Genomic DNA, 11873 nt, shown 5'->3' with positions numbered 1-11873 from the left:
GGAGGCCATGGGTCCGCCGACGCGCTCACCCAAGAAGCTGGTGGCGGCGGACCCTTGGCCGGGCCAGCCAAACGCGCAGCTTGAAATCAAATCATGCGACAACTGCTTTGACAAACACCGGTGCGGGAACTCGGTCGGTGTGGTTCTTCCAAAGGACCTGCTGGCCACGCTTCGTGTCTCGAATGGTGAAACGATCTTCGCGGTAGAGACGCCGAACGGTGTGGAACTTACGCCCTACGATCTGGACTTCGCAGCCCAGATCGACATGGCCGAGGCGCTGATGCGCGAAGATCGTGATGTGCTGAAGAAACTGGCGGAATGATCGAGCCGGTCGGGATCTGCAAGGATGTCGCGCGCGCGATCCATCGCAGGCAGATCGCCGAGCATGGCGGTATCGACGGTCTGCGGGATGCCGGGCTCCTGACCTCGGCGCTTGAACGACCGAAAACGCTGCTCGCCTATGGCGATCCGGCGCCCGACCTGGCAGCGCTCGCCGCCGCCTGCGCTTGGGGCGTTGCCCGAAACCATCCGTTCGCCGACGGAAACAAGCGCACGGGATTGCTGATCGGCGGTCTTGGGGTCGACGAAGCGCATGGTCGGGCGCAGTGCCGACTTTCACGCTCGGACAAGTGCCGACATTCGCCCGAGAACGTGGCCGGGTCGGACGCGTGGCGCCCCCTCTCGGCTCTTGCAAACTGTCGAAACGATCAGTTATGTTATATTATAACAATCTGGAGCTGCTGCATGTCCGATCGCCGCCTTCCCGTCACCGTCCTGTCCGGCTTTCTCGGGGCCGGCAAGACGACACTTCTGAACAATGTGCTCAACAACCGCGAGGGCCGCCGCGTGGCGGTCATCGTCAACGACATGTCCGAGGTCAACATCGACGCCGACCTGATCCGCGAGGGGACCGACCTGAAGCGGTCCGAGGAAAAGCTGGTCGAGATGTCGAACGGCTGCATCTGCTGCACCCTGCGCGACGACCTGCTGAAGGAGGTGCGCAAGCTGGCCGAGGAGGGGCGCTTCGACTACCTGCTGATCGAGTCCACCGGCATTTCCGAGCCCTTGCCGGTGGCCGCCACCTTTGATTTCCGCGACGAGGCGGGCGAAAGCCTGTCGGATGTCGCGCGCCTCGACACGATGGTGACCGTGGTCGATGCGGTGAACCTGCTCGAGGATTTCTCCAGCCACGACTTCCTGTCGGACCGCGGCGAGTCGCTGGGCGAGGGCGACGACCGGTCGCTGGTGAACCTGCTGGTCGAGCAGATCGAGTTCGCCGATGTCGTGGTGCTGAACAAGGTCACCGATGCCGGGCCCGCGCGCACCGACGCCGCGCGCAAGATCATCCGCAGCCTCAACGCCGATGCCAGGATCATCGAGACCGATCATTCCCGCGTGCCGGCCGGCGCGATCCTGAACACCGGGCTGTTCGACTTCGACCGCGCGCACGAGCATCCGATGTGGGCCAAGGAGCTGTATGGCTTTGCCAACCACACGCCCGAGACCGAGGAATACGGCATTTCCTCCTTCGTCTATCACGCCCGCGCGCCGTTCCACCCGGCCCGGCTGCACAAGGTGCTGAACGGGCCGCTGCCGGGCATCATCCGCGCCAAGGGGCATTTCTGGATTGCCACGCGGCCCGATCTTGCCGCCGAATTCTCGCTGGCAGGCGCGCTGTCCTCGGTCCGGCCGCTGGGGCGGTGGTGGGCGAGCGTGCCCGAACACCGCCTGCCCACCCACCCCGAGGCGCAGGCCGAGATCGCGCGCAACTGGGTCGAACCCTGGGGCGACCGGCGGCAGGAGATCGTGTTCATCGGCTGCGACTACGACCGCGAGGCGATCTGTGCCGCGCTGAACGACGCCCTGGTGAAGGCCGAGGACTTCACGCCGGAGGCCTGGGTGAACCTGCCCGACCCCTTCCCGGAATGGCGGATGCAGAAGGCGGCGTGAGCGGGGCATGGCGATGACCGGTCTGACAGGGGTTGCCGCCCGCACAGCGGCGCGTCCGCGCGCGGCGGCGGTTGTCGCCGATGCCGATCCCGGCGTGCTCGCGCGGGTGACGCAGCCGGGGGTTGCGGCGGCGATCTGGCAGCGGACGCTCGATCCGGCCCTGATGCGCTGGCTGGAGGCGACGGCGCCGCAGAACCTGCCGCGCTGCCGCATGGCGCTGCCCGTGGGCGATGTCGGGCGTGCGGTGGATGCGGCCTGCGGCATCGCCGGCCTGCCGCCCTCGCCCGAACGCGCGGCGCTGGCCGCCGATGCGCAGGACCTGGCCCGCCGCTTCGCCGCGATCATGGCGGCACCCGCGGTCGCCCTGCGGCTCGAGGCGGTGACGACTAACGCCTGCCGCAGGTTTCACGTCGATCACATGCCGGCGCGGCTCTTGTGCACCTATCGCGGGCAGGCCACGCAATACGGTGTGCCGGGGCCAAAGGGCGAGGTCGCGGCCCCCGCGGCGCTGGCGACCGGTTGGGTCGGCCTTTTCCGCGGCAGCCTCTGGCCGGGCGAGGAGACGGCACTCCTGCACCGCTCGCCACCGATCGAGGGCAGCGGCGAGACGCGGCTGCTGCTCGTTTTGGATGTCGTGGGGCCGGATGCGTCGGATCACGGACACTGCTGACGCGACAGCCCCCGGCACGCGGCGCGGCGCGAACGATGCGATGGTTCTGGCGGTGCTCGGGGCTGCGAACGGCCCCTTGTCTGCCTACGATATCCTCGCGCGGCTGCGCCCTGCGCGGCCGCGCATCGCGCCGGTGACGGTTTATCGGGCGCTTGGGCATCTGATGCGCGCCGGCGCGGTGCTGCGCATCGCGTCGCTGAACGCCTATATGACCGCAGATCCGGGCCGGCGCGGGCCGGTCATGCTGGCCATCTGCGATGCCTGCGGCCGCGTGCAACAGCGCGACGCCGCCCCCGAGATGGCGCGGATCACCGAACTGCTGGCGCAGGACGGGTTTTGCGCCGCGCATCCGATGGTCGAAGTGCACGGCCGCTGCGGCGATTGCGTCGCGGCGCAATAAACCCGTATGGCGCGGGATTAATGAATAAACATCATAATCATTGTGAGTATAATGAGTTTGGTTCATGATGTGATTTGATCTATGTGGCAGGGCTGCACCAACCGGGTGCACTTTGGCGCTTTCGAAGGCTCTCATGCACGACTCCATCGCCCGCTCCCACGTGTTCGACCGCATCGCCGCCGCCGCGCGCGAGCGGATCCTCATCCTCGACGGGGCGATGGGTACGCAGATCCAGGCGCTGGGGTTCGGTGAGGCCGAGTTCACCGCCCATGGGCCGGGCTGCACCTGCCATCTGCCGGATTTCGGCGCAAGGCACCCCCAGCAGGGCAACAACGACCTGCTGATCCTGACCCAGCCGCAGGCGATCGAGGATATCCACTATGCCTATGCCCGGGCGGGCGCGGATATCGTCGAGACGAACACCTTTTCCTCGACCGCCATCGCCCAGGCCGACTATGGGCTGGAGGATCTGGTCTATGACCTGAACCTGCACGGCGCGCGGCTGGTGCGCCGCGCGCTCGACCGCGCCACGGCCGAGGACGGGCGGCCGCGCTTTGTGGCGGGTGCGCTGGGGCCGACGAACCGCACCGCCTCGATGAGCCCGGACGTGAACAACCCGGGCTATCGCGCCGTGACCTTCGAGGATCTGCGCGCGGCCTATGCCGAGCAGCTGCGCGGGCTGATCGACGGCGGGGCCGACATCATCCTGATCGAGACGATCTTCGACACGCTGAACGCCAAGGCCGCGATCTTTGCCTGCGAAGAGGCCTTTGCCGCGCGCGGGATGCGCCTGCCGGTGATGATCTCGGGCACGATCACCGACCGGTCGGGGCGCACCCTGTCGGGGCAGACGCCCACGGCCTTCTGGCATTCGGTGCGGCACGCCAATCCTCTGACCATCGGGCTGAACTGCGCCCTTGGCGCGCGCGAGATGCGGGCGCATCTGGCCGAGCTGTCGGCCGTGGCCGACACGCTGATCTGCGCCTATCCGAACGCAGGCCTGCCGAACGAATTCGGCGCCTATGACGAATCGCCCGGCTTCATGGCCGAACAGATCGAGGACTTCGCGCGCGAGGGGCTGGTGAACATCGTCGGCGGCTGCTGCGGCTCGACCCCCGAGCATATCCGCGCGATCGCCGCAGCGGTCGCGAAATACCCGCCCCGCGCCGTGCCCACCGTCGCGCCGCTGATGCGCCTGTCGGGGCTCGAACCCTTCGTCAAGACCCCGGCCATCCCCTTCGTCAACGTGGGCGAGCGCACGAACGTCACCGGCTCGGCGCGGTTCCGCAAGCTCATCACCAACCGCGACTATGCCGCAGCGCTGGAGGTGGCGCGCGACCAGGTGGAGAACGGCGCGCAGATCATCGACGTGAACATGGACGAGGGGCTGATCGACAGCCGCCAGGCGATGATCGAGTTTTTGAACCTCATCGCCGCCGAACCCGACATCGCCCGCGTGCCGGTGATGATCGACAGCTCCAAATGGGAGGTGATCGAGGCCGGCCTGCGCTGCGTGCAAGGCAAGCCCATCGTCAACTCGATCAGCCTGAAGGAGGGCGAAGAGGCCTTCCTGCACCACGCGCGGCTCTGCCGGATGTATGGCGCGGCGGTGGTGGTGATGGCCTTCGACGAGGCGGGCCAGGCCGATACCGAGGATCGCAAGGTCGAGATCTGCACCCGCGCCTACCGTCTGTTGGTGGACCGGGTGGGCTTTCCGCCCGAGGACATCATCTTCGACCCCAACATCTTTGCCGTGGCCACGGGGATCGAGGCGCACGACAATTACGGCGTCGATTTCATCGAAGCCACGCGGCGCATCACCCGCGACCTGCCGCATGTGCATGTCTCGGGCGGGGTGTCGAACCTGTCCTTCAGCTTCCGCGGCAACGACCCCGTGCGCGAGGCGATGCATGCGGTGTTCCTCTACCACGCCATCCGGGCGGGCATGGACATGGGCATCGTCAATGCCGGCCAGCTTGCCGTCTATGACAGCATCGACCCCGACCTGCGCGCGGCCTGCGAGGATGTGGTCCTGAACCGCCGCCCCGCGGCCACCGAGCGGCTGCTGGAACTGGCCGAGCGCTTCAGGTCCACCGGCGCGCGCGAGGCGAAAGAGCGCGATCTGGCCTGGCGCGACTGGCCGGTGGACAGGCGGCTGGAACATGCCCTCGTCAACGGCATCACCGAGTTCATCGAGGCCGACACCGAAGAGGCGCGCGCCGCCGCGGCCCGCCCGCTCGATGTGATCGAGGGCCCGCTGATGGCCGGCATGAACGTGGTGGGCGACCTCTTCGGTGCGGGCAAGATGTTCCTGCCGCAGGTCGTGAAATCGGCCCGCGTGATGAAGCAGGCCGTCGCGGTGCTGTTGCCCTACATGGAAGAGGAAAAGCTCCGGAACGGCGGCACCGGGCGCGAAAGCGCAGGCAAGGTGCTGATGGCCACGGTCAAGGGCGATGTGCACGACATCGGCAAGAACATCGTGGGCGTGGTCCTCGCGTGCAACAACTACGACATCATCGACCTGGGCGTGATGGTGCCGGCCGAGAAGATCCTCGAGGTCGCGCGGGCCGAGAAGGTCGATATCATCGGCCTGTCGGGCCTCATCACGCCCTCGCTCGACGAGATGGTGCATGTGGCCGCCGAGATGGAGCGGCAGGGCTTCGACATCCCCCTTCTGATCGGCGGCGCGACCACCTCGCGCGTGCATACCGCGGTGAAGATCCACCCCAAATACGCCCGCGGCCAGACCGTCTATGTCACCGATGCCAGCCGCGCGGTCGGCGTGGTCTCGGCGCTGCTGTCGCCCGAGCAGAAGGCGGACTATGTGCAGACCGTGCGGGCGGAATACGCGAGTGTCGCCGAGCAGCACGCCCGGGCCGAACTGGCCAAGACCCGCCTCTCGCTCGCTGCCGCGCGGGCCAATGCGCTGCGGATCGACTGGCAGGGCTACCGGGTGCCCGCGCCCGGCTTCTTCGGCACGCGGGTGATCGACGATTGGGATCTGGCGGATCTGGCGCGCTACATCGACTGGACGCCCTTCTTCCAGACCTGGGAGCTGAAGGGGGTCTATCCCGCGATCCTTCAGGATGAAAAGCAGGGCGAGGCCGCCCGCGCCCTCTTTGCCGATGCGCAACGGATGCTGGGGCAGATCATCGCCGAAGGCTGGTTCCGCCCCCGCGCCGTGGTGGGCTTCTGGCCCGCGAACGCTGTGGGCGACGACATCCGCCTATTCACGGACGAGACGCGGCGCACGCCGCTGGCCACGCTGCACACGCTGCGCCAGCAGGTGGCCAAGCGCGACGGCCGGCCCAATGTGGCGCTGGCCGATTTCGTGGCGCCGCCGGGCACGCCCGATTACGTCGGCGGCTTCGTCGTCACCGCGGGGCCCGAGGAGATCGCGATCGCCGCGCGCTTCGAGAAGGCGGGCGACGATTTCAGCGCGATCCTCGTCAAGGCGCTGGCCGACCGCCTGGCCGAGGCCATGGCCGAATGCCTGCACGAACGGGTGCGGCGGACGCTCTGGGGCTATGCGCCCGACGAAAACCTGACCCCGGCCGAGCTGATCGGCGAACCCTATCGCGGCATCCGCCCGGCCCCCGGCTATCCGGCCCAGCCCGACCATACCGAGAAGGTCACGCTGTTCCGCCTGCTGGATGCCGAGGCCGCAACCGGCGTGCGCCTGACCGAAAGCATGGCGATGTGGCCGGGCTCCTCGGTCTCGGGCCTCTATATCGGGCACCCCGCGGCCTATTACTTCGGCGTCGCCAAGGTCGAGCAGGATCAGGTGATCGACTATGCCGCGCGCAAGGGCATGGCGGTGGACGAGGTCGAGCGCTGGCTGGCCCCGATCCTGAACTACGTCCCGCAAGCCATCCCGGCGCTGGCGGCAGAGTGATCACCCAAACAAGATATTGACAGCCGCGCCAGGTTGTCCACAAATGGTGGCGTTCAGGTGCCCCTGACTCGCGTTGCGGGAAGGGGGTGAAAAGGGAAGCCGGTGCGGAACAGGTGTTCCAAGGCCGGCGCTGCCCCCGCAACTGTAGGCGGTGTGTCTGCCCCATCGTGCCACTGGCCATCCGGCCGGGAAGGCGGGGCCAGACGAAACACCGCAAGCCAGGAGACCTGCCTGAACGCAGACAACGATCCCGGGCGGCGGGTCCGGGGGCGTGCGATGCGGGCGGCCGCCGTGGCCGGGCCCGTTGTGCCGCCCCTTTGCCCTGTCCGGACACAAGAGGGCAGCGCCATGACCATCACCGTCTATTCCAAACCGTCCTGCGTGCAATGCGTGGCGACCTATCGCGCGCTGGACAGGCTGGGCGTCGATTACACCGTCATCGACCTGTCGCAGGATGCCGCAGCACTGGCGCATGTGACGGCGCTCGGCTATCGCCAGGTGCCGGTTGTCGAGGCGCGGGGCGAGCATTGGGCGGGCTTCCGCCCCGACAAGATCAGCGCGCTCTGCTGATCCGATGGGGGGGCTCGTCTATTACTCCTCGGCCACGGGCAATACCGCGCGGCTGGTGGCCCGGCTGGGGATGCCGGCCGCGCGCATCCCGATCCGCCCGGCCGATCCGATGCCGGTTCCGGGCGGGCCCTTCGTGCTGATCTGCCCGACCTATGCCGATGGCAACGGGCGCGGGGCGGTGCCGAAACAGGTGATCCGGTTCCTGAACGACCCCGGCATGCGCGGCCTGCTGCGCGGCGTGATCGGCTGCGGCAACCGCAATTTCGGGGCCTTCTTCGGCCACGCGGGCGCGGTCATCGCGCAGAAATGCGGCGTGCCCTGCCTGACCCGGGTCGAGCTGGCCGGGACCGAGGCCGACCTTGCCCGGCTGCGCGCCGGTCTGACCACCTTCTGGAGAGAGCCATGCTTGACCGCGTAACCCCCGCCCCGAAACCGGCGCCCGCGCTCGACTATCACGCGCTGAACGCGATGCTGAACCTTTACGATGCCGAGGGCCGCATCCAGTTCGAGGCCGACCGCATGGCCGCGCGGCAGTTCTTCCTGCAGCATGTGAACCAGAACACGGTGTTCTTTCACAGCCTCGAGGAAAAGCTCGGCTATCTGCTGGACGAAGGCTATTACGAGCGCGAGGTCCTTGCCGCCTATGCGCCCGCCTTCCTGCGGCGCATCTGGGATGCCGCCTTTGCCCGCAAGTTCCGCTTTGCAAGCTTTCTCGGCGCGCTGAAATACTACACGTCCTACACGCTCAAGACCCGCGACGGGCAGCGCTATCTCGAACGGTTCGAGGACCGGGTGGTGATGGTCGCGCTGACGCTGGCGCGCGGGGACGAGGGCCTCGCGCTGCGGCTGATGGACGAGATGATCTCGGGCCGGTTCCAGCCGGCCACGCCCACCTTTCTCAATGCCGGCAAGGCGCAGCGGGGCGAGCTGATCTCGTGCTTCCTGCTGCGGGTCGAGGACAACATGGAATCGATCGGCCGCAGCATCAATTCGGCGCTGCAACTGTCCAAGCGCGGCGGCGGCGTGGCCCTGATGCTGACCAACCTGCGCGAGGCGGGGGCGCCGATCAAGGGGATCGAGAACCAGTCTTCGGGCGTCATTCCGGTGATGAAACTGCTCGAGGACAGTTTCAGCTATGCCAACCAGCTGGGTGCGCGGCAGGGGGCGGGGGCGGTCTATCTGCACGCCCATCACCCCGACATCCTGCGCTTTCTGGACACCAAGCGCGAGAATGCCGACGAGAAGATCCGCATCAAGACCCTGAGCCTGGGCGTGGTGATCCCCGACATCACCTTCGCGCTCGCCCGCGACAATGAGGACATGTATCTGTTCTCGCCCCATGACGTGCAGCGGGTTTATGGCTGCGCCTTTTCCGAAATCTCGGTCACCGAGAAATACCGCGAGATGGTGGACGACCCGCGCATCCGAAAGCGCAAGATCAATGCGCGGGCCTTCTTCCAGACGCTGGCGGAAATCCAGTTCGAAAGCGGCTATCCCTACATCCTGTTCGAGGATACGGCCAACCGCGCCAATCCGGTGGCCGGGCGGATCAGCATGTCGAACCTGTGTTCCGAGATCCTGCAGGTGAACGAGCCGAGCCGTTACCACGAGGACCTGTCCTATGCCCATGTGGGCACCGACATTTCCTGCAACCTCGGGTCGCTGAACATCGCCGCCACCATGGACGGCCCCGATTTCGGCGCCACGGTTGAAACGGCGATCCGCGCGCTGACGGCCGTGTCGGACATGTCGGCCATCGACGCCGTGCCTTCGATCCGGCGCGGCAACGACGAAAGCCATGCGATTGGCCTGGGTCAGATGAACCTGCACGGCTATCTGGCGCGCGAGCGCATCCACTACGGCAGTGCCGAGGGGATCGACTTCACCAACATCTACTTCTGCACCGTGCTCTATCACGCGCTGCGCGCGTCGAACCGGCTGGCACAGGAACGCGGGCGCGCGTTCAGGGGGTTCGAGACCTCGACCTATGCCTCGGGCGCGTTCTTCGACAAATACACCACCCGCGACTGGCTGCCCGAAACCGACCGGGTGCGCGCGCTCTTTGCCAGGGCCGGGGTGGTGGTGCCCACGCGCGCCGATTGGGCGGCACTCAAGGCCGATGTGATGGCGCACGGCATCTACAACCGCAACCTTCAGGCCGTGCCGCCGACCGGCTCGATCAGCTACATCAACCACGCCACCGCCTCGATCCACCCGATCGCGGCCAAGATCGAGATCCGCAAGGAGGGCAAGCTGGGCCGGGTCTATTACCCCGCGCCCTTCATGACCAACGACAATCTCGAATTCTACCGCGACGCCTACGAGATCGGGCCCGAGGCGATCATCGACACCTATGCCGCGGCCACCCAGCATGTGGATCAGGGCCTGTCGCTGACGCTGTTCTTCCGCGACACGGCGACCACGCGCGACATCAACCGCGCCCAGATCCATGCCTGGAAGAAGGGCATCAAGACCATCTACTACGTCCGCCTGCGCCAGATGGCGCTGGAGGGGACCGAGGTGCAGGGCTGCGTCTCGTGCAGCCTGTGAAAGGATCGGACCGATGAACATGCAAACCCCGCTGCGCGCGCTGCCCCGGGCGGTCAACTGGAACCGTCTGGCCGACGACAAGGATCTGGAGATCTGGAACCGCCTGACCTCGAACTTCTGGCTGCCCGAGAAGGTGCCGCTGTCGAACGACGTGCAAAGCTGGGCCACCCTGCGCCCGGCCGAACAGCAGCTGACGATCCGGGTGTTCACCGGGCTCACGCTGCTCGACACGATCCAGGCCACGGTGGGGGCGGTGGCGATGATGCCCGACGCCCAGACGCCCCATGAAGAGGCCGTGCTGACCAACATCGCCTTCATGGAATCGGTCCATGCGCGCAGCTATTCGTCGATCTTCTCGACGCTGTGCAGCACGCCCGAGGTGGACGAGGCCTTTCGCTGGTCCGAGGACAACCCGCATCTGGCCGCCAAGGCGCGGCTGATCCTGGACGAATACGCCGCCGGCAGCGATCCGTTGCGGCGCAAGGTGGCGTCGGTGTTCCTGGAGGGGTTCCTGTTCTATTCCGGGTTCTACCTGCCGATGTACTGGTCGAGCCGGGCAAAGCTGACCAACACCGCCGATCTGATCCGCCTGATCATCCGCGACGAGGCGGTGCATGGCTATTACGTCGGCTACAAGTTCCAGCGCGCGCAGGATCGTCTGGCCGAGGCCGAGCGCGCCGCGATCAAGGATTTCGCCTTCGCGCTGATGTTCGACCTCTACGCCATCGAGGAACGCTATACAGCCGAGCTTTACGACGGCATCGGCCTGACCGAGGACGTCAAGACCTTCTTGCGGTATAACGCCAACAAGGCGCTGATGAACCTGGGCTACGAGGCGCTGTTCCCCGACACGGTGACGCAGGTCAACCCCGCGATCCTGGCGGCGCTGAGCCCCGACAGCGAGAACCACGATTTCTTTTCCGGGTCGGGGTCGAGCTATGTCATCGGCAAGGCTGTGGCGACCCAGGACGACGACTGGGATTTCTGACAGACCGTCGTGTCTGAGGCGACTGGCGTGATGGCAAGCTGACAGTCTCGCCGGCGCGCATGATCGCCGGCCCATGATCGTGACCCACGACGAAGTGTCGCGGATTGGAAACGGCAGGCGGTGCGCCCCACGGGCAAATCCGCCGCTGCCCCCCGCAAGTGTAGGCGGTGAGCAGGGCCGAACGAACCACTGGCCTTTCGGCTGGGAAGGATCGGCCCCGCGACGACCCGCAAGCCAGGAGACCTGCCATCCGCCAGACGAAACCCGGCGGGGTGGTCCGGGGGACGAGCGATGCCGGGCGGGTCTCTGTCCGTGTCTTGCGCGTGCGCGGTCACAGTCGGCCGGCCAGGACGGAGCTTGTGATGGGCCTGCACGATCCCGACCTCATGGATCGCGGACACCTTCGGGGCCTTGTTTACCGAAGCCGCGCGACGATGCCGCTGGAACCGGCCGCCCTGCGCGCGCTGGTTGAGGCCGCGGCCCTTCGCAATCGGCGCGATGGGATAACCGGCACCCTGCTCGCGCGTGCGGGGTGCTGCGTCCAGCGGCTCGAAGGGCCGGGCGGTGCGATCGAGGTCCTGCCAGAACGGCTGCGCAAGGATCAACGGCACGCCGATCTGCAGGTCGTTTCCGATACCGCGCGCAAGGCGTGTGCCTTTCCCGGCTGTCCGATGTGGCTGCAAAACCAGCGTCCCGAACCCTGTGCAGGCTGCGCGGCCGGTTCCGCGGCGGAGCTATAGCTGAAAGTTGGTGACGGGGGGATTGGGTGGCATATCAAGGCGTTGTTGACGCGCCGCAGTTCTCGCAGAGAAAAGGATATGCCACATGACGAAGGATACGGTTGTCGCGT

At 66.9% G+C, this 11873-nt stretch carries 10 protein-coding genes, 1 pseudogene and 2 riboswitches; all 11 genes and pseudogenes read left to right on the top strand.

Going from position 1 to position 11873, the window contains the following annotated elements:
* Window positions 1–322, top strand: a 322-nt coding sequence (locus ACK4S2_RS14620) for a hypothetical protein (protein WP_409625944.1), incomplete at its 5' end; no start/stop codon positions are given.
* Window positions 319–555 (top strand): annotated as a pseudogene (locus tag ACK4S2_RS14615) (type II toxin-antitoxin system death-on-curing family toxin); the annotation flags it as partial. The gene ACK4S2_RS14620 and the pseudogene ACK4S2_RS14615, both read left to right, overlap by 4 nt.
* A gap of 189 nt (window positions 556–744) precedes the next feature.
* Window positions 745–1950, top strand: a complete 1206-nt coding sequence (locus ACK4S2_RS14610; RefSeq protein WP_409625948.1) for a GTP-binding protein — start codon at window positions 745–747, stop codon at window positions 1948–1950.
* Window positions 1951–1957: 7 nt separating this feature from the next.
* Window positions 1958–2620, top strand: a complete 663-nt coding sequence (locus ACK4S2_RS14605; protein WP_409625940.1) for a DUF1826 domain-containing protein — start codon at window positions 1958–1960, stop codon at window positions 2618–2620.
* Entirely contained in the window at window positions 2595–3020 is a 426-nt protein-coding gene (locus ACK4S2_RS14600; RefSeq protein WP_409625937.1) for a Fur family transcriptional regulator, read from the top strand. The genes ACK4S2_RS14605 and ACK4S2_RS14600 overlap by 26 nt, the downstream gene beginning before the upstream one ends.
* A 133-nt stretch (window positions 3021–3153) precedes the next feature.
* The gene (gene metH, locus ACK4S2_RS14595) at window positions 3154–6915 is read left to right on the top strand and encodes a methionine synthase (protein WP_409625933.1); all 3762 of its coding nucleotides are present in this window, start codon (window positions 3154–3156) and stop codon (window positions 6913–6915) included.
* A 38-nt stretch (window positions 6916–6953) separates the two neighbouring features.
* A riboswitch (cobalamin riboswitch) is annotated at window positions 6954–7165 on the top strand.
* 98 nt (window positions 7166–7263) lie between these two features.
* The gene (gene nrdH, locus ACK4S2_RS14590) at window positions 7264–7485 is read left to right on the top strand and encodes a glutaredoxin-like protein NrdH (RefSeq protein ID WP_409625930.1); all 222 of its coding nucleotides are present in this window, start codon (window positions 7264–7266) and stop codon (window positions 7483–7485) included.
* 4 nt (window positions 7486–7489) lie between these two features.
* Window positions 7490–7903 (top strand): class Ib ribonucleoside-diphosphate reductase assembly flavoprotein NrdI, encoded by a 414-nt coding sequence (gene nrdI / locus ACK4S2_RS14585; protein ID WP_409625927.1) that lies wholly within the window; start codon window positions 7490–7492, stop codon window positions 7901–7903.
* On the top strand, window positions 7888–10035 hold the full coding sequence (gene nrdE, locus ACK4S2_RS14580; protein WP_409625924.1) for a class 1b ribonucleoside-diphosphate reductase subunit alpha: 2148 nt from the start codon (window positions 7888–7890) through the stop codon (window positions 10033–10035). The genes nrdI and nrdE overlap by 16 nt, the downstream gene beginning before the upstream one ends.
* A gap of 13 nt (window positions 10036–10048) precedes the next feature.
* On the top strand, window positions 10049–11023 hold the full coding sequence (nrdF, locus tag ACK4S2_RS14575) for a class 1b ribonucleoside-diphosphate reductase subunit beta (RefSeq protein ID WP_409625921.1): 975 nt from the start codon (window positions 10049–10051) through the stop codon (window positions 11021–11023).
* 60 nt (window positions 11024–11083) lie between these two features.
* Window positions 11084–11289: riboswitch (cobalamin riboswitch) on the top strand.
* Between the two features lie 96 nt (window positions 11290–11385).
* Window positions 11386–11763, top strand: a complete 378-nt coding sequence (locus tag ACK4S2_RS14570) for a BLUF domain-containing protein (RefSeq protein ID WP_409625918.1) — start codon at window positions 11386–11388, stop codon at window positions 11761–11763.
* Window positions 11764–11873: the final 110 nt, after the last annotated feature.

Source organism: Gemmobacter sp. (assembly GCF_046292685.1).
In the GTDB taxonomy this organism is placed as follows: domain Bacteria; phylum Pseudomonadota; class Alphaproteobacteria; order Rhodobacterales; family Rhodobacteraceae; genus Wagnerdoeblera.
Note: the sequence above shows the minus strand (reverse complement) of the source record. Positions and strands in the feature narration are given on the sequence as shown.

Excerpts from the sequence above, each read along its gene's own strand:
- metH (WP_409625933.1), top strand. The coding sequence starts at position 3,154 with ATGCACGACTCCATCGCCCGCTCCCACGTGTTCGACCGCATCGCCGCC.
- nrdF (WP_409625921.1), top strand. The coding sequence starts at position 10,049 with ATGAACATGCAAACCCCGCTGCGCGCGCTGCCCCGGGCGGTCAACTGG.
- ACK4S2_RS14570 (WP_409625918.1), top strand. The coding sequence starts at position 11,386 with ATGGGCCTGCACGATCCCGACCTCATGGATCGCGGACACCTTCGGGGC.
- ACK4S2_RS14605 (WP_409625940.1), top strand. The coding sequence starts at position 1,958 with ATGGCGATGACCGGTCTGACAGGGGTTGCCGCCCGCACAGCGGCGCGT.
- nrdE (WP_409625924.1), top strand. The coding sequence starts at position 7,888 with ATGCTTGACCGCGTAACCCCCGCCCCGAAACCGGCGCCCGCGCTCGAC.
- ACK4S2_RS14610 (WP_409625948.1), top strand. The coding sequence starts at position 745 with ATGTCCGATCGCCGCCTTCCCGTCACCGTCCTGTCCGGCTTTCTCGGG.
- ACK4S2_RS14600 (WP_409625937.1), top strand. The coding sequence starts at position 2,595 with ATGCGTCGGATCACGGACACTGCTGACGCGACAGCCCCCGGCACGCGG.
- nrdI (WP_409625927.1), top strand. The coding sequence starts at position 7,490 with ATGGGGGGGCTCGTCTATTACTCCTCGGCCACGGGCAATACCGCGCGG.
- nrdH (WP_409625930.1), top strand. The coding sequence starts at position 7,264 with ATGACCATCACCGTCTATTCCAAACCGTCCTGCGTGCAATGCGTGGCG.